Below are 17,536 nucleotides of genomic sequence, written 5' to 3'. Positions count from 1 at the left end.
AGTACTACAATCGTTCCATTTTCTACAAATACTATCTTCTTATGACATCAGCGGGCTTCTGATGCCAATAACTTATAAGGCAAAAAGCCATCGCCTTTTGCCACGGAGACTCGTCAGGAAATAGCAGCCTGAATACAAGCAGGTGCCCGCAAGACCAACGCCTTCGAGCACGCCGCGTCAGCGCTCACCTTCGCGCGCGGAAACGGTCACCGCCGCACCCGACACACGCAGCGCCGCCAGCATCTTGTCGAGCAGGGCGCCGGGCACCCTGCCGTCGCTGTAGTTGATCAGCATCACCACCGCCCAGGTGGTTTGCCGTGCATCCCGGGCAAACCCGGCAATAGCCCGTACATCACGCAATGAGCCGGTCTTGATGTGGCCCTCGCCTGCCATGTCGGTATTGCGCAGCCGGCTGCGCATGGTGCCATCCATCGCGACGAGCGGCATGGACGCGATCATTTCGGCAGCGAACGGGCTGCGCCACACCTGTTCCAGCATGCCCGCCAGTTGCCGAGCGCTGATACGTTCGATACGCGACAGGCCCGAGCCGTTATCCAGCACCAGGCCATCCACATCCACGCCCTTGCGCAACAGCCATTCACGCACCACACGCTCGGTGGCGGCAAAATCGTTGACGTCGCCCGCCACCCGATGTTGTGCGCCAATAGTGAGATACAACTGCCTCGCCATCGGGTTGTTGCTGTATTTGTTGATGTCCCGTACCACGGAGACCACGTCCGGTGACGAACTGGTGGCCAGCAATGTAGTGCCCGCCGCCAGGACGCCACGCCGCTGCTCGCCGCGCCAGGTACCACCGATACCCTGCCACAGGGAGCGCAACAGTTCGGCGGTATAGATGTCCGGCGACAGCAGCGACAGGTAACGGCTGACCTCGCAACCCGACGGCAAGGTGCCGCTCACCGTCAGGATGATCTGCCCGTCGGCCCGCCGCTGCGGTGACCAGCCGAGGCTGCGCGCTGCGGGGCAACGCCCGGTGTCCGCAGGCACCAGCTGGTTATCCAGCGTTAACGATGGCAATGCCGGTGTCGCCCAGAGCCGGATACCGTCCGGCCCGGCCCTGGCCCGCACGTTATGCAGATTGAAATTGCTGAGCATCGCATCCGGTTCGACCAGATACGGCGCATAGGGATTGTCGCCGTCGTCGTCGAACAGTGGCCAGGTGGCGGGCAGGTAAAAATAGCTGTCGTCGAGCACCAGATCACCGTGGATATGCGCGATGCCCTGCGCGCGCAGATCACGCAGCATCGACCACAGCCGCTCCTCCGTCAGTTTTGGGTCGCCACCGGAAACGAAATAGATATTGCCCCGCAATGTGTCACCGTCACGGATGCCATCGGTGTACAGCCGGGTATGCCAGCGAAAGGTGGGGCCAAGCAGTTCCAGTGCGGCATAAGTGGTGACGAGTTTCATCGTCGAGGCCGGCGAAAAGGGCTCGTCGGCATTGAAGTACTGCGCACGCCCGGGCCCGTCCAGCGGCACCGCCGCCACAGACAGCGCAGAGCGTGGCAGGCCGGCCTCGTCAGCAGCGGCGAGCACCTGCTCGCGCCAGTGGCCAACCGGCTCGGCCAGGCTGGTCAGCGGCATTGCCACCAACACAATCAGCGACAGTGCGCACCACCCGGCAAACAATAGACGTCGAGGCAGCATCCCGGCTCCCGCGCGCGATAACCATAGGGCAGATCACAACGTCCGTGCCACACCACAGCGCACGGACGCACAATGCCGGCAGCGTATCGGAAACCGTGTTCGCCGTCTGTTGGTGCAGAGAGGGAAAACTGTAAATCAGTGATAAAGGCCTGCGCGCACGGCGCCGGCCGGCACAGCCGTCAACCCAGACCGTGCAGCAAGATCACCGCGCCGCGCGTGCCAGCCTTGCGGTCGAGGGAAATGGCCTGGTACTCCGGGGATTCCGCCCATTCCCGGAACGCCTGCTCATCGGGGAAGGCCATCAGGATCGCCTTGTCGTAATCCCAGCTGCCCTCGACCCGTACCGGGGCGGTATCCGCCGCCAGCAGCCGCCCCTGGTACTTGCGGAACACCTCCATGAACTTCGACTGATAGCGGTTGTAGCTGGCGGGATCGTGAATCGTAATCTGGGCAAGCGCGTAGACGGTCATGGTGTGAGCCTCAAGGTTTATTATTGTGTCGCAGCCCGGTCTTGTTCTCCCCACCGGGAAAGAGACCGGGCCTATAGCGCGATATCGACCGTCAGTGGCCGGCCTTGAGCAGTTCCCAGTAACGCTCATAGACCAGCAGGGCTTCCCCGACATCCGACTGGAACTCGGCGTTTTCCAGATCCTCTTCCGTCGGGTAGCTGGTACGGTTTTCACGCACCTCCGGCGGCAACAGCTCCCGCGCGGGCAGGTTCGGTGTCGCGTAGCCGATCTCTTCACTGATCTGCGCCGCCACTTCCGGTTGCAGCACAAAGTCGATGAACTTGTGCGCCGCCTCGACGTTGCGGGCATTTTTCGGGATCACGAAGTTATCGACCCAGATCACCGCGCCCTCTTCCGGGTACACATAGGCCAGCTCCGGCAGCTCTTCCTGCGCCATCACCGCCTCGCCGTTCCAGATCAGGCCGATATCCGCCTCGCCTTCCAGGTACGGCATGCGCGGCGCATCGGAATTGAAGGCACGTACCGAGGGCATCAGTTCACGCAGCTTTTCATACGCGGCAGCGATCTCTTCCTCACTGGTGCTGTTGCCGGAATAACCGAGCACGCGCAGGCCGATATGGAACACTTCACGCACATCGTTGGTGAGCAGTACGCGCCCCTTGTACTTCGGGTCCCACAGGTCGGCCCATTTCGTCACACCGTCGGTGCTCACTGCTGCACCATTGACGGCCATGCCGGTGCTGCCCCAGAGGTACGGCACGCTGTACTGGTTTTCCGGATCGAAACCCTGATTGAGCAATTGCGGGTCCAGGTTGGCGAAGCGCGTCAGCTTGCTTTTGTCGACCGGTTGCAGCAGTCCTTCGTTGCGCATTTTGTTCACGTAGTAGGTGGACGGCACCGCCAGGTCGTAGGCGTTGCTCTCGTCCAGCAGACGCAGCCGGGCATACATCGCCTCGTTGCTGTCATAGGTGGTATAGGCCACGCGGATGCCGGTTTCCTCGCGGAACGCATCAAGCACTTCCTGCGGCATGTATTCCGACCAGTTGTACAGATACAGCACCTGTTCCGGCCCCTTGCTGCAACCGGCAAGCGCCACGGCGGCACCCAGCAACAGGGGGCCGAGCAATCCCTTGGCAAAACGGATCATGAGCGTTTCCTCGTCAATATCAGGTGGGACAACATCAATGAGACCAGCGACAGCAGCAACAGCAATGCCCCCAATGCATTGACTTCGGGGGAAAGGCCGATGCGCACCATGGAGTAGATGCGCAGCGGCAGTACGTCAAACCCGGGGCCCGTCATGAAGGTACTGACCACCACGTCGTCCAGCGACAGCGTGAACCCCAGCAGCCAGCCGGCCAGCAGCGCCGGCCAGATCATCGGCAGCAGCACGGTGCGCAGCGTCTGCCACTCACTGGCGCCGAGATCACGGGCCGCCTCCATCAGCCGGTTATCGAAACCGGACAGCTGGGCGTACACCGTGATCACCACGAACGGCAGGCAGAAAGTGATGTGCGCCAGCAACAGCGACACGAAGCCGAGCTGCATGCCCAGCAGGATGAACAGCGCCAGCAGCGAGATCGCCATGACGATTTCCGGCGACATCATCACCACGAACAGCATGCCCTGCAGTGCCGTCTTGCCGCGAAACCGGTACCGCTGCAAGGCCACCGCCGTCAGGGTGCCAATGATCATCGTCAGCGTGGCAGTGCTGGCCGCCAGCAACAGCGAGTTCAGCGCCGCATCCATCAGACTGCGGTTATTGAACAGCGCCTCGAACCAGCGCCAGCTGAATCCGCCCCAGCTATAGGCCGAGCGGTTATCGTTAAAGGCGAACACCACCAGCACCAGGATCGGCAGATACAGCAGCCCATAGATCAGCGCCAGATAGCCGCGCAATAACCAGCGGCTCACAGCGTCACCTGCTGGCGCACCCGGCGCACGCTTTGCCAATAGGCCAGCAGCAGCACGGCCATGGCCACCGTCAGCATGACACTGGCGGCGGCGCCGAACGGCCAGTCCCGCGCGTCCAGGAACTGGCTCTTGATGACGTTCCCGACCAGCAGCACACGCGAGCCGCCAAGCACATCGGCGATATAGAACATGCCCATGGCCGGCAGCAGCACCAGCAGGCAGCCGGCAATCACGCCGGGCATGGTCATCGGAATCACCACATGGCGGAAGGTACGCCAGCGGCTGGCGCCGAGGTCTGCGGAGGCCGCCAGCAGGTCTTCGCGCAATTGTTCGAACACGGAATACAGCGGCAGGATCATGAACGGCAGCAGTACATAGATCAGGCCGATGATCACCGCGCCTTCGGTATACAGCAGTTGCAGCGGCTGGCTGATCAGGCCGAGATCGATCAGGAAACTGTTGATCAGACCGTTGCCCGCCAGCAGCACCTTGATGGCATAGGTGCGTACCAGCGAGTTGGTCCAGAACGGCACGATCAGCAGGAACATCAGCAGCGGCCGCCAGCGCGGCGCCACCCGGCTCACGCCCCAGGCAAACGGATAACCGATGGCAAGGCACAGCACGGTGGCCATGACCGCCATGTACAGCGACCGGCTGAACACGCCGAGGTAGAGTGGATCGAACAGCCGCTGGTAATTGTCCAGCGACACGCTGAAACGGATGAAGTCCTGCGGGTCGCGTTCGAGGAAACTGACGCCGATCACCAGCAGGTTCGGCAGCAGCACCAGCAGGATCAGCCAGCCCCAGATCAGCCACAGTACGCCGCTGCGAAACGGCGCCTTGAGATCGAACAGCGGCTTAAACAGGCGCGTCAGCATCAGGCAGCAACCATTCCCACGACGGCACCCAGGTCACCGTGACAGGCTCGCCACGGCGATGGTCAAAATCCGGATAATCCTCATCGAAGAATTCACTGGCCAGGATGTCCGGCCCGGCGTCCAGGCGCACGACGGCATCCAGGGTACTGCCCTTGTAACTGCGCTCCAGCACGCGGCCGGGGAATCCGCTTTCCTCGGCAGTGCCGAGGCGCATGTCTTCCGGACGCAGCAGGATTTTCACTTTCTGGCCGGCCTGCGGCGGGAAAAACGGGCGCCGCAACAGCATGCGCTGCCCCATCACATTGACCTGGACCCGTCCGTCCTCGGCAACGCCGGTGATTTCGCCGGGCAACAGATTGGCCTCGCCGACAAAATGTGCCACGAACAGGCTGGCCGGGCGCTCGTACACTTCACGCGGTGTCCCAAGCTGCTCAATATGCCCCTGATTGAGCACCACCACGCGGTCGGACATCGACAGCGCCTCTTCCTGGTCATGGGTGACGAACACGAAGGTAATGCCCAGCTCGCGCTGGATGCGCTTGAGTTCCAGTTGCATGGTCTTGCGCAGTTTGAAATCCAGCGCCGACAGCGGCTCGTCCAGCAACAGCACGCGCGGCCGCTTGATCACCGCACGGGCAATCGCCACCCGCTGCTGCTGGCCACCAGACAACTGGTGCGGTTTGCGGGCCGCAAAGTCGGACAACTGCACCATGGCCAGCATCTGTTCCACCCGCGTGCGGATGTCCCCGGCCGGGCATTTTTCCATGCGCAGGCCGTAGGCGACGTTCTGGAACACCGTCATGTGCGGGAACAGCGCGTAGTTCTGGAACACGGTATTCAGCGGACGCTGGTTCGGCGCCAGCGCAACGATATCCTGGCCATCAAGGCGAATGCTGCCCTCGTCCGGGGTCTCGAAACCGGCCAGCATGCGCAGCAGTGTGGTCTTGCCACAGCCGGATGGCCCCAGCAGGGTAATGAATTCGCCGTCGTGGATATCCAGGTCGATATCACCGAGAACGGTCTTGCCGTCGAAGCGTTTGGTAATACCGCGCAGGCTGAGCTGGGGAGAGGGTCTGGCGGTGGCGGCGTCGGTCATCAGGTCCTTCCCGAAAGAGTCCGTCCCGATCTGGATGCCGCCCATTGTCCGCAAACAGGCCGGACCTGTCACGCAGTGATATCAGGCCCCGTTCAGGCTGGCCGCTGCACGATATCCACGGCCACCCCGGCCGGGTCGGTGACCACAAAATGTCGATCCCCCCAGCTTTCCTCGCGAATCTCGCACTCGGGAGTGATGCCCTGCCCGGTCAGGCGCTGCCAGGTCGCCTGCACGTCCTCCACATCAATGGTCACCCAGCTGCCCTGCCCGCTGGTGGCGGTACGAAAGCGCGGGTGCTGGATGTCCAGATCCGGTGCCAGCAGGCCCAGCTCGCCGCCGCCAAGTTCCAGCAGCACAAACCAGTCTTCATCGAACAGTACGTTGCAGCCAAATGCCTGCACGTAGAAGTCGCGGCAGGCATGCAGGTGCGGGGTCACGATACCGGTCCAGAGTTTCATCCAGGTCTCTCCTGTCAGGTCACTGAGGTGCTCAGTGTGACGAGGCAGGCAATCCGTCGGCTAGAACAAATGCGACATCCTCACCGGCCCCGTCACGCAACAGCGCCCCCGGCGTGAGGCCGGTGAAGCGACGCAGCTCGCGCGTCATGTGGCTCTGGTCGGCGTAGCCGGCCACTGCGGCAAGTGTCGCCAGCGACATGCCTGCCGGCGTCTGCGACAACGCACTCAGCACACGGTGGCAACGGCGGATCATGGCGAACTGGGCCGGGGCCACACCGACATGGGTGCGGCATTGGCGCTCCAGCTGACGCCGGCTCAGGCCGCAATCCGCCGCCAGCGTGGCCAGCGCTCCGTGCGGCGAGTCATGCAGGCGCGCCAGCACCCGGTCCAGGGCCAGGCGGCGCGGTGTGCGATGGGCCAGGAGGCCGAGCAACACCGCGTCCAGCCCCCGGAAAAGATCTCGCGCGCCCACTGCGCGCCAGGGTGCCTCAGCCAGCCCCAGCGCATCACGGCCACTGACCTGCTCGGCAGAATCAGTCAATTCACCCGCGCTCATGCTGAGAAAATGCCGCGCCTGCCCGGGCAGGAAACGCACGCCCAGATAACGTACGGCAGGATCAACGGAAAGAAGAGTGCGCTGCGTGGCGGTACCATAAAGCCACACCGTCACGTCACGCTGTGTCGTCGCCACGACCAGATCGACACACCCGTCAGGCAGCACGACATGATGCGGTCCGCCACCCCGGCTGAGCCAGTAATGGCTCACCCACGGACGCAGGCGCGAATCAGGGCGTTGGCGCAACATGCACATCTCCGTAGAGCGGACGGTGAACCTTGATGGTGTGCCCGTGCGGGTCCGCAGGCAATGACGCAGGAGGTCAGTGCCTCATGACACCTGCGCCCCGTTACGGAGCCGTTGCAATGCTTCGCCCACTATGTCGACCGCTTTGCGGATATCAGCCTCCGCCGTATAACGCCCAACGGAAAACCGCAGTGAAGCATGCGCCAGCGTATCGTCCAGGCCCATGGCCTTGAGGACATGGGACGGGTCCAGCGATGCGGACGTGCACGCGGAGCCGGACGATACCGCAATGCCCGGCAGCGCCGTCAGCAGCAATTCGCCATCGACACCACCGAACGCGACGTTGAGGTGCCCCGCCAGCCGTGCGTCCGGATGTCCATTGAGGTGCACATTGCCCAGCGCCTGCAGGCCAGCCCAGAGCTGGTCGCGCAGCGCCTGGATGCGAGGCTGCTCGGTCTGCATCACTTCACCCGACAGGGCGCAGGCGGCACCAAAGCCAACCAGCTGGTGGGTCGCCAGCGTGCCGGAGCGCAGGCCACGCTCATGCCCGCCGCCGTGTATCTGCGCTTCGATACGCACGCCCGGTGCACGCCGCACATACAGTGCGCCGACGCCTTTCGGGCCATACAGTTTGTGGGCGCACAGCGACATGAGATCCACCGGCAGCGTGCGCAGATCGATCGGCAGCTTGCCCAGGGTCTGCGCCGCGTCGACGTGAAACAGCACGCCTTGTGCCCGGCACAGTGCGCCGATGGCGGCGATATCGTTGATCACGCCGGTTTCGTTGTTGGCGTGCATCACCGACACCAGCACAGTGTCTTCACGCAACGCGGCCTGAATGGCGGCAGGGTCAGCACGGCCGTCACTGAGCGGTGCGAGCAGGGTAATGTCCCAACCCTCGCGGGCCAGTGCGCCCAGTGCATCGAGCACCGCCTTGTGTTCGCTGGCCATCGAGATGATGTGCCGGCCCTGGGCACGGCGCGCCTGGGCCGCTCCTTTCAGGGCCAGGTTATTGGCTTCGGTGGCACCGCTGGTCCAGACCACTTCGCGCGGGTCGGCGTGGATCAGGTCGGCGACCTGGCGGCGGGCGGTTTCCACCGCGTCTTCCGCCAGCCAGCCGTACAGGTGCGAACGGGATGCCGGGTTGCCGAACAGGCCATCCTGGCCCAGGCAGCCGACCATGGCCTCGATCACCTTCGGGTCAACCGGGGTGGTCGCGGCATAATCAAGGTAGACAGGGTTCATGCTGTTCTCAGGTACGAGGGCAGACCGCCCGCAGGCGGTCAGTTGATCACGCTCAGGGGCACGCGCTCCTGCTGGCGCTGGCGGCGCTTCTGGCGTTCGGCAATGAGCTGGATGTCCCCGCGCGCCACCAGGTCACCCAGTGAGATGCCGCTGAGGAAGGTGTGCAGTTGCTCGGACAGGTCACGCCACAGGTGATGCGTCAGGCAGGTTTCGCCTTCCTGGCAGTCGCCCTGGCCACCGCAGCGGGTCGCGTCAACGGATTCGTCGACGGCATCGATGACACTGGCCACGCTGATCTCGCGGCTGTCGCCACTGAGCTGGTAGCCGCCACCGGGGCCACGCACGCTGACCACCAGTTCGCGCCGGCGCAGCTTGGCAAACAACTGCTCCAGATAGGAGATGGAGATACCCTGCCGCTCGGAAATGTCGGCCAGGGATACCGGGCCACGGCTGGCATGCAGGGCCAGGTCAAGCATGGCCGTTACGGCGTAACGGCCCTTTGTGGTGAGTCGCATGGTCGCTCCTCGGAAACCATAATGTTTCTGAGGGTACTAATCCTGACTAATTCAGTCAAGTATTAGGAACGATTCTCATTAACAAATTTAATGCCGCGCACTTATTTGTCCCCGGATGGCGGCTCACTGCCCTCCACCATCTCGAAATCCGACTCCCGCAGCGCCGGCAGTTTTTCATCGCAGCCACGGATGCCCTGCTCCCGCAGCGCCGAGCACATGCGGTCGATCTTGGTGTCCACGGCGTGCATGTGATCCAACAGCGAGCGGATCGCCTGCTGCACCGGGTCAGGCATGTCGTTGGTGACCCCGTAGGCCTCGAAACCGATCTTCTTGGCCATTTCCTCGCGATGGCGCTCGGCTTCCGTATCCGGCTTGGAGATCACCCGGCCAGGAATGCCGACCACTGTGGCCCCCGCCGGCACCTCGCGGGTGACAACGGAATTGGAGCCCACGCGCGCGCCGGCCCCGACCAGGATCGGCCCGAGCACCTTGGCGCCGGCACCGACCACCACGCCATCGCCCAGGGTCGGGTGGCGCTTGCCCTTGTTCCAGGAGGTGCCGCCCAGGGTCACGCCGTGATACAGCGTCACGTCGTCGCCGACTTCGGCGGTCTCGCCGATCACCACGCCCATGCCATGGTCAATGAAGAAACGCCGGCCGATCTTCGCGCCGGGATGGATCTCGATGCCGGTGGCCCAGCGGCTGAAGGTGGAGATCAGGCGCGCCAGCAGTTTCAGGCCGCGCAGCCAGCACCAGTGCGCCAGCCGGTGCAGCAGCAGTGCGTGCAGACCGGGATAGGTCAGCAGCACCTCGACGCTGTTGCGCGCCGCCGGGTCGCGGTCGAATACCGAGCGAATGTCTTCGCGGATACCTTCAAACATGCCAGCTCCTCAGGGCCGTCCGGCGTCGTCGGACGGCGCCGCCAGATGCTTGCCGAAACTTGTCAGCACACCACGCAGGGTGCTGATTTCCATCTTGTCCGGCCGCGCACGCAGGAACAACCTGCGCAGCCGGGTCATCACCTGGGCCGGGTTATCGGGGTCCAGGAAACCGCTTTCAATGATCAACTGTTCCAGGTGGCGCAGGAAATGCTCCACCTCGGCGCTGTCTGCCGGCGGCGCATCCCACTCCATCGGCGGGATCTCCAGCAACTGGCTGCGCGACCGGCGCGGCGCGTCCCCGGCATCCGGGTCGCCCACCAGGGCCAGGCGCAGCTCATAGCTGATCAGTTGCACCGCCGCCGCCACATTGAGGACGCCGTAGTCGGGATTGGCCGGGATCGCCACATGGTAATTGCAGCGCTGCAATTCCTCGTTGGTCAGGCCCCGGTCCTCCCGGCCGAACAGTACCGCAATCTGCTCGTGTTCAACCCGTCCGGCGGCCACCTCGCCGAACTGGCGCGGCGACAGGCACGGCCACGGAATACGCCGCTGCCGCGCACTGGTGCCGACCACCAGCGTGGCGCCGGCCAGCGCCTCGTCCAGATCGGCGCAGACTTGCGCCCGGGCCAGGATGTCCGCCGATCCGCTGGCACGGGCGGTGGCCTCCACATGGGGAAACTGCAAGGGCTTGATCAGGCGCAGGTCAGACAGCCCCATGGTGTTCATCGCCCGGGCGGCGGCCCCGATGTTGCCGGGGTGGGTGGTTTCCACCATGACGATGCGGATTCGGTCGAGCATTGCGGTATCCAGCGTGTTCAACGAGGGGCGCAGTTTAGCACGGCTCACGCCCGTGCCGATGATGGCAAAAGCACCTGCTCTTGCCCGCCGCATTCTGCTAGACTGCGCGCTTCCCCGTTCTTTAAAAGATGTCCAACGCCTATGCTCGCCCCGCAAGTCAATATCGCCCTGCGCGCCGCCCGTCAGGCAGGCCAGTTCATCCGCCGCGCCGCCGAGGATGTCCAGCACATCAAGGTGGAGCAGAAAGGCCGCAACGACTTCGTCAGCGAGGTCGACCGCGCCGCCGAGGCGCGCATCATCGAGGTGCTGCAAAAGGCGTACCCCCACTACGGCATCCTGGCCGAAGAAAGCGGCGAGATTCGCGGCCAGGGCGAGGACGCCCGCTGGCAATGGATCATCGATCCGCTCGACGGCACCACCAACTTCCTGCACGGCTTTCCCCAGTTCTGCGTGTCCATCGCCCTGGCCTGTGACGGCAAGGTCGAGCACGCGGTGATCTATGATCCGCTGCGCGAAGAAGAATTCACCGCCAGCCGGGGCCGTGGCGCCGCCATGAACGGCCGCCGCCTGCGTGTCAGCACACGCCCGGGGCTGGACGGCGCCCTGGTCGGCACCGGTTTTCCGTTCCGCCGCGACCAGGCGCAGCACGTCGAGGCCTACCTGAACATGATGCGCGACATCATGAGCCAGACCGCCGGCCTGCGCCGCCCGGGCTCCGCGGCGCTGGACCTGGCCTGGCTGGCCGCCGGCCGTCTTGACGGCTTCTGGGAGATGGGGCTGCAGGAGTGGGACATGGCGGCGGGCGTGCTGCTGATCACCGAAGCAGGCGGCCTGGTGGGCGATCTCACCGGCGGCCATAACCACCTCAAGAGCGGCAATCTGGTCGCCGGCAACCCGAAAGTCTTCAAGGCGCTGCTGCAAAAGATCCAGCCGCACCTGACCGATGGCCTGCGCCGCTGACACGCCCCTGCCCTGCCCGCTGTGCCTGACACCGGGCAGCCAGCCGTTCGCCAGCCTGCCGCTGGGCACGGACACGGTCGCCTACCATCGCTGCCCCACCTGCCGCCTCACCTTCCTGGCGCCGGCGCACCTGCCGACGCCGGAGGCGGAGCGTGCGCATTACGCCCTGCATGAAAACAATCCGGAGGATGCCGGCTACCGCCAGTTCCTGATGCGCCTGGCCGGCCCGCTGATGGCGGTGCTGCCACCGGGTGCGCAGGGACTGGATTTCGGTTGCGGGCCGGGGCCGACGCTGTCGCGCATATTGAAGGAACAGGGTTTCCCCTGCGCGGACTATGATCCGTTGTATGCGGCCGACGCCGAGCGGCTGGCGCAGCAATATGATTTCGTCACCTGCTCGGAAGTGGTGGAACATTTTCACCAGCCCGCACAGAGTTTTGCGCAACTGCGCGCCTTGCTGCGCCCCGGCGGCACGCTGGCAATCATGACCAGCTGGCTGATGACTGATGACATGTTCACGCACTGGCATTACCGGCGTGATCCGACGCACGTCTGCTTCTACAAGCCCGCCACCTTCCAGTGGCTGGCCCGGCAACACGGCCTCACTCTGGCGTTACCGGCCACCAATATTGCGCTGCTGACCGCCGGGCCGGCCTGAAGCAGGCTGATATCAGCCCCTGTACTTTGTAAAAAATCTTCCTTAGCCCACCAAACACTCCCGTACAGGGCGCGACACGCCGCACTACTATGCCAGCGCGCATGCACCGGCGAACTGCTTTTACTTCAAAACACCCTCACCCACGCCGCCATTTTTTCCGTCGCGCTGATTTGTCGGCGGCCTGTTGCCTTTGCTAGGTTCAGGAGAGATGCACGCGCAACGCCGACACAACGGAGGCCATCTCATGAGCCTGGAGGGAATGCGGGACAGCGGTCTGTTCCGCCAGCAATGTTTCATCAATGGCCAGTGGTGCGACGCCGACAACGGTGCCACGCTGGACGTGGATAATCCTGCCACGGGCGAACTGCTCGGCCAGGTGCCGCGCATGGGCACCGCAGAAACCAACAAGGCCATCGCCGCCGCGCAACAGGCCCTGCCGGCGTGGCGTGAAAAAACCGCCGCCGAGCGCAGCGCCATTCTGTATCGCTGGTATGAATTGCTGATGCAGCATCAGCAGGATCTCGGTCGCCTGATGACACTCGAACAGGGCAAACCACTGGCGGAATCCACCGGTGAAATTGCCTACGCCGCGTCGTTCCTGCAGTGGTTCGCCGAAGAAGCGCGGCGCGCCTACGGCGATACCATTCCGGCGCCGAAACCGGGGCAGCATCTGGTCGTCATCCGGCAACCTGTGGGCGTCAGCGCCGCCATCACGCCGTGGAATTTTCCTGCCTCGATGATTACCCGCAAAGCCGGCGCCGCACTGGCCGCCGGGTGCACCATGGTGGTGAAACCGGCATCCGCCACCCCGTACTCTGCCCTGGCCCTGGCCGAACTGGCACAACGCGCCGGAGTACCTGATGGCGTGCTCAACGTGATCACCGGCAGCGCCGGGGAAATTGCCGACACGCTCACGGCCAGCCCTATCGTGCGCAAGATCAGCTTTACCGGCTCAACGGAAGTGGGCCGCACACTGATGGCCAGCGCCGCGCAGCATATCCAGAAAATTTCCCTGGAGCTGGGTGGCAACGCGCCCTTTATCGTGTTCGACGATGCCGACCTGGATCGCGCCGTGGAGGGCGCCATGGCATCGAAATTCCGCAATACCGGGCAGACCTGCGTCTGCGTGAATCGCTTCCTGGTACAAGACAGCGTGCACGATGCGTTCGTCGACAAACTTGCCGGCAAGATGCGTGAGCTGCGTGTCGGCGATGGCCTGGAGCACGGCGTCACGCAATCTGCACTGATCAATCGCGACGCCGCTGAAAAAGTCCAGGCCCATATCCGCGATGCCTTGGACAAGGGTGCGCAATGCCTGCTCGGCGGTAAGGCTGACACGCGTGGCGGCAGTTTCGTGCAGCCCACCCTGCTCACCGGTGTCACGCCGGACATGCAGCTTTGCAGCGAGGAAACCTTCGGGCCGCTCGCCGCGGTGATGACATTCAGGACCGAAGACGAAGCCATTCGCGAAGCCAACAACACACCGTTCGGCCTGGCTGCCTATTTCTACAGCCGTGATATTCACCGTTGCTGGCGTGTGGCCGAAGCGCTGGAAAGCGGCATGGTCGGCATCAACGAGGGCATGATTTCCAATGCCGCCTCCCCGTTCGGCGGCGTCAAGGAATCCGGCCTGGGCCGTGAAGGCTCGAAGTACGGCCTGGATGAGTTCATGGAAATAAAACTGCTGTGCATGGGCGCCGGCTGACGGCCACTGCTGCGTTGCACTTTTTTGGGGGTTGGCCATGGCCAGCAGACGACAGATTGCCATACTGCCGGGCGACGGCATCGGTCCGGAAGTCACCGATGCCACGCTGACCGTGCTCGACACGCTGTGCGCACAACGCGCGCTGCCGCTGCAATGGCAGGTACTGCCGTGGCCCAGCACCGAATGGCACCGCCAGCATGGCGCCATGATGCCCGACGACGCCCTGCAGCAACTGCACTCTTTCGATGCGCTGCTGCTGGGCGCCCTGGGCGACCCGGGCCCGGCCAGCGACAGCGCACGCTATTGCCTGCCCGATGCCGTGTCCCTGGCACCGCTGCTGACATTGCGCAAGCAGTTCGATCTCTGGTCGTGCGAGCGCCCGGCACGCTGGCAACCCGGCGCCACCTGCTACCTCAGTGATCCCCGCGCACGCGACGTCGACATGCTGGTGATTCGTGAAAACAGCGAAGGAGAATACGTCAATCAGGGCGGCCGCCTGCGCGCCGGCCAACCCGACGAAGTCGCCACGCAACTGGAAGTGTTCACCCGTCGTGCCACCGAACGGCTGCTGCGTCATGCGTTTGTCCGTGCCCGGCAACGACGATCCCGCCGCCAGCAGGAGGGCCGTGTGCGCACCTTTTCCAGCGCGGCAGGCGAGACGCACGACGCGCGCGTGTGCCTGATCACCAAACGTAACGCCCAACCTTTCTGGGGAGAGCTGTACAGCGAAGTGTTTGCCGCTATTGCCAGCGAATTCCCCGACATCGGCACCCATCATGAACTGGTCGATGCCGCCTGCATGAAGTTCGTGCAATGCCCGTGGCAATTCGATGTGGTGGTGGCGAGCAATCTGCACGGTGACATCCTCACCGATCTCGCTGCCGTCCTGTGCGGCGGCCCCGGTATCGCACCGTCATGCAATATCAACCCTGACCGGCGCGACCTGCCGCCATTATTTGAACCCACCCACGGCAGCGCGCCCGACATCGCCGGACGCGACATCGCCGACCCGCGCGCGACACTGCTCAGCGCCGCCATGCTGCTCGACTGGCTGGGTGAGGACGACACACAATTCAGCGAAGCCGCGCATCAGCTGCGCGCTGCCGTCGGAGAGGATCTCGCCCGCCACGCCGATCAGGTGCGCAGCACACGACGCATTGCCCACGACATTCGCGACGCCCTGCGCGCGACACCTCACCCGGCGGTCCCTCACACCGCGCCGCCTGCCCACACAGGAGATTCGCAATGAGCCACCTGTCACCCCTGCTGAAACAATCCAGCACCGTCTGCGCGGATCACGGCCGCGGCAGCTATCTGTTCGATCGTGCAGGCAATAGCTGGCTCGATTTCACCTCCGGCATCGGCGTCACCGCCACCGGGCACTGCCACCCGGATGTGGTGGACGCCGTGCGCGAACAGGCCGGGCGGCTGGTGCACGGGCAATACACCACGGTCACGCACCCGAACATGCTGACGCTTACCGATCGGCTGTACGAAAAACTGCCCGGGGCACTCGATGCCATCGCCTTGTTCAATGCCGGCAGCGAAGCGGTGGAAGCGGCGCTGCGGCTGGCCCGTCACGCCACCGGTCGCGCCAACATTATCGCGTTCCAGGGCGGTTTCCATGGCCGCACCATGGCGGCGGCGTCGCTGACCACGTCCACCACCAAAGTCCGCACCGGCTTTCACCCGATGATGGCCGGCGTGTGTTTCAGCCCGTTTCCGCACGCCTACCGCTACGGCTGGGATGAGGACACGACCACGGATTTCTGCCTGCGCGAACTGGATCACCTGTTCCTGACCCAGTGCGCGCCGGACGACACCGCCGCCATGATCATCGAGCCGGTCCAGGGCGAATACGGCTATTACCCGGCCAACCGCGCATTCATGCAGGGCCTGCGCGAACGCTGCGACCGTTACGGTATTCTGCTGATCGCCGATGAAATCCAGGCCGGTTACGGCCGCACCGGTCGCTTCTGGAGCCATCAGCATTTTGACGTCACCCCGGATATCCTGATCACCGCCAAAGGGCTGGCCAGTGGTTTTCCCCTGTCCGCCATGGCCGCCAGCGAAGCCCTCATGAAACAGGGCCTGCCCGGTTCGCAGGGCGGCACCTATGGGGCCAATGCCGTCTCCTGCGCTGCCGCACTGGCCACCTTGCAGGTGATCGAACAGGAAGCGCTGGTCGACAACGCCCGTCATCAGGGCGAACACCTGGCCGCGCAGCTGTCGGCATTGCGTCAGCGGCATCAGTGCATTGACGATATTCGCGGCATGGGCCTGATGCTCGGCATGGAAATCACCGATCGTCACGGCGCACCCGACGGCGCCCGCGCTGCGGCGCTGCTGCAGGCCGCCGAAGCCGAGAGCCTGTTGCTGCTGCGGTGCGGCAGCCACGGCCAGGTGGTGCGCTGGCTGCCGCCCCTGACCGTCACCCGCGACGAAATTGATCTGGCAGCGCAGGCATTTGAGCGCGCACTCACCGCCACCGGCGGCTGAACACCACGAGGCATTGCACATGGCAACACCGGTCATCACCGTTCTTACCGCCGAACCCGCGCAACAGCTCCCCGGTTTTGAGCCGGCGGGCCGCGCCACGCTGCATTTTGCGCACGACCTCGCCACGCTGCGCGACGGGCTTGCGCGCTCGGATATTCTGGTCGTCACCGATTTCCGCAGCACCCTGCTGCGCGAGGCCTGGCCTGCGAACTGTCCGGTACGCTGGGTGCATGCCACCAGTGCCGGTGTGGATGCGCTGCATATTCCTTCACAGCATCACGGCGATCTGGTGGTGACCAACGCACGCGGCGTATTTGATCGCGGCATCGCCGAATACGTACTCGGCGCCGTCCTGATGTTTGCCAAGGACACGCTCGGCAATCTGACGCATCAGCGGGCACACCGCTGGCAGCACCGCGAGACCGCACTGATCCACCGCCAGCGCGCGCTGATTGTCGGCGCCGGCAGCATTGGCCGCGAAACCGGCCGCCTGCTGAAAGCCGCCGGCCTGCAGATCACCGGCACGGCCCGCAGCACCCGCGATGACGCAGTGTTCGGCAAGGTGTTCAGCGCCAGCGAGCTGCCACGCCTGTTGCCCGAAGCGGATTATGTCGTCATCACCGCCCCGCTCACTGCCGACACCGACGGGCTGTTTGATGACGCCCTGCTGCGGCACTGCAAGCCCGGCGCCTGCCTGATCAATGTCGGCCGTGGCCCGATCGTGCGTACCCAAGCATTGATCAAGGCGTTGCAGTCCGGCCGCCTGCAAGGTGCCGCACTGGATGTGTTCGAACAGGAACCGCTGCCCGCCGACCATCCATTGTGGGACATGCCGCAAGTGATGATCTCCGCCCACATGGCCGGTGACTTTGTCGGCTGGGAGGCGGCGCTCGGCGCACAGTTCAGTGCCCAGCTCGACCGTTATCTGGCTGGCACACCGCTGGACAATATCGTGCACCTGAATGCGCACTGAGATGCGCCAGCACCCG

Annotated in this window: 18 protein-coding genes; 6 read left to right on the top strand and 12 right to left on the bottom strand. The window is 64.2% G+C overall.

What is annotated here, in order from left to right; genetic code table 11:
- Window positions 1–177: 177 nt before the first annotated feature.
- From dacB to S7S_RS03655, 12 genes are all read right to left on the bottom strand, one after another.
- Window positions 178–1,668, bottom strand: a complete 1,491-nt coding sequence (gene dacB / locus S7S_RS03710; RefSeq protein WP_144401584.1) for a D-alanyl-D-alanine carboxypeptidase/D-alanyl-D-alanine endopeptidase — start codon at window positions 1,666–1,668, stop codon at window positions 178–180.
- 179 nt (window positions 1,669–1,847) lie between these two features.
- The gene (locus S7S_RS03705; protein ID WP_008738182.1) at window positions 1,848–2,138 is read right to left on the bottom strand and encodes a DUF1330 domain-containing protein; all 291 of its coding nucleotides are present in this window, start codon (window positions 2,136–2,138) and stop codon (window positions 1,848–1,850) included.
- Between the two features lie 91 nt (window positions 2,139–2,229).
- On the bottom strand, window positions 2,230–3,285 hold the full coding sequence (locus S7S_RS03700; protein ID WP_008738185.1) for an extracellular solute-binding protein: 1,056 nt from the start codon (window positions 3,283–3,285) through the stop codon (window positions 2,230–2,232).
- Entirely contained in the window at window positions 3,282–4,052 is a 771-nt protein-coding gene (potC, locus tag S7S_RS03695) for a spermidine/putrescine ABC transporter permease PotC (protein ID WP_008738186.1), read from the bottom strand. The genes S7S_RS03700 and potC overlap by 4 nt, the downstream gene beginning before the upstream one ends.
- Window positions 4,049–4,930: a spermidine/putrescine ABC transporter permease PotB gene (gene potB / locus S7S_RS03690; RefSeq protein ID WP_008738189.1), complete on the bottom strand. Its 882-nt coding sequence runs from the start codon at window positions 4,928–4,930 to the stop codon at window positions 4,049–4,051. Before potB ends, potC begins: the two co-directional genes overlap by 4 nt.
- On the bottom strand, window positions 4,911–6,026 hold the full coding sequence (gene potA / locus S7S_RS03685) for a spermidine/putrescine ABC transporter ATP-binding protein PotA (RefSeq protein ID WP_035205162.1): 1,116 nt from the start codon (window positions 6,024–6,026) through the stop codon (window positions 4,911–4,913). The genes potB and potA overlap by 20 nt, the downstream gene beginning before the upstream one ends.
- Window positions 6,027–6,118: 92 nt before the next feature.
- Complete coding sequence (locus S7S_RS03680) at window positions 6,119–6,484, bottom strand: VOC family protein (RefSeq protein WP_008738192.1); 366 nt, start codon at window positions 6,482–6,484, stop codon at window positions 6,119–6,121.
- A 31-nt stretch (window positions 6,485–6,515) separates the two neighbouring features.
- On the bottom strand, window positions 6,516–7,289 hold the full coding sequence (locus S7S_RS03675) for a helix-turn-helix domain-containing protein (RefSeq protein ID WP_008738194.1): 774 nt from the start codon (window positions 7,287–7,289) through the stop codon (window positions 6,516–6,518).
- A gap of 81 nt (window positions 7,290–7,370) precedes the next feature.
- The gene (locus S7S_RS03670) at window positions 7,371–8,531 is read right to left on the bottom strand and encodes an IscS subfamily cysteine desulfurase (protein ID WP_008738196.1); all 1,161 of its coding nucleotides are present in this window, start codon (window positions 8,529–8,531) and stop codon (window positions 7,371–7,373) included.
- A 38-nt stretch (window positions 8,532–8,569) separates the two neighbouring features.
- Window positions 8,570–9,046 (bottom strand): Fe-S cluster assembly transcriptional regulator IscR, encoded by a 477-nt coding sequence (gene iscR, locus S7S_RS03665; protein ID WP_008738197.1) that lies wholly within the window; start codon window positions 9,044–9,046, stop codon window positions 8,570–8,572.
- A 101-nt stretch (window positions 9,047–9,147) separates the two neighbouring features.
- On the bottom strand, window positions 9,148–9,927 hold the full coding sequence (cysE, locus tag S7S_RS03660) for a serine O-acetyltransferase (protein WP_008738199.1): 780 nt from the start codon (window positions 9,925–9,927) through the stop codon (window positions 9,148–9,150).
- Between the two features lie 9 nt (window positions 9,928–9,936).
- Window positions 9,937–10,725 carry an RNA methyltransferase gene (locus S7S_RS03655; RefSeq protein ID WP_008738201.1) on the bottom strand — a complete coding sequence of 263 codons (789 nt, stop codon included), beginning with the start codon at window positions 10,723–10,725 and terminating at the stop codon, window positions 9,937–9,939.
- Window positions 10,726–10,866: 141 nt separating this feature from the next.
- Between S7S_RS03655 and suhB the strand changes: the two genes are divergently transcribed.
- The 6 genes from suhB (at window position 10,867) to S7S_RS03625 (ending at window position 17,520) form a co-directional block, all read left to right on the top strand.
- Window positions 10,867–11,685: an inositol-1-monophosphatase gene (gene suhB / locus S7S_RS03650; RefSeq protein ID WP_008738203.1), complete on the top strand. Its 819-nt coding sequence runs from the start codon at window positions 10,867–10,869 to the stop codon at window positions 11,683–11,685.
- Window positions 11,669–12,343 carry a class I SAM-dependent methyltransferase gene (locus S7S_RS03645; protein WP_008738205.1) on the top strand — a complete coding sequence of 225 codons (675 nt, stop codon included), beginning with the start codon at window positions 11,669–11,671 and terminating at the stop codon, window positions 12,341–12,343. Before suhB ends, S7S_RS03645 begins: the two co-directional genes overlap by 17 nt.
- A gap of 244 nt (window positions 12,344–12,587) precedes the next feature.
- Window positions 12,588–14,048 (top strand): NAD-dependent succinate-semialdehyde dehydrogenase, encoded by a 1,461-nt coding sequence (locus tag S7S_RS03640; RefSeq protein WP_008738207.1) that lies wholly within the window; start codon window positions 12,588–12,590, stop codon window positions 14,046–14,048.
- Window positions 14,049–14,085: 37 nt separating this feature from the next.
- The gene (locus S7S_RS03635) at window positions 14,086–15,297 is read left to right on the top strand and encodes an isocitrate/isopropylmalate dehydrogenase family protein (protein WP_008738208.1); all 1,212 of its coding nucleotides are present in this window, start codon (window positions 14,086–14,088) and stop codon (window positions 15,295–15,297) included.
- Complete coding sequence (locus S7S_RS03630; RefSeq protein ID WP_008738210.1) at window positions 15,294–16,547, top strand: aspartate aminotransferase family protein; 1,254 nt, start codon at window positions 15,294–15,296, stop codon at window positions 16,545–16,547. Before S7S_RS03635 ends, S7S_RS03630 begins: the two co-directional genes overlap by 4 nt.
- 19 nt (window positions 16,548–16,566) lie before the next feature.
- On the top strand, window positions 16,567–17,520 hold the full coding sequence (locus S7S_RS03625) for a D-2-hydroxyacid dehydrogenase (RefSeq protein WP_008738212.1): 954 nt from the start codon (window positions 16,567–16,569) through the stop codon (window positions 17,518–17,520).
- Window positions 17,521–17,536 lie beyond the last annotated feature (16 nt).

Source organism: Isoalcanivorax pacificus W11-5, assembly GCF_000299335.2.
GTDB lineage: Bacteria > Pseudomonadota > Gammaproteobacteria > Pseudomonadales > Alcanivoracaceae > Isoalcanivorax > Isoalcanivorax pacificus.
This window is presented reverse-complemented; position numbering and strand designations above follow the sequence as displayed.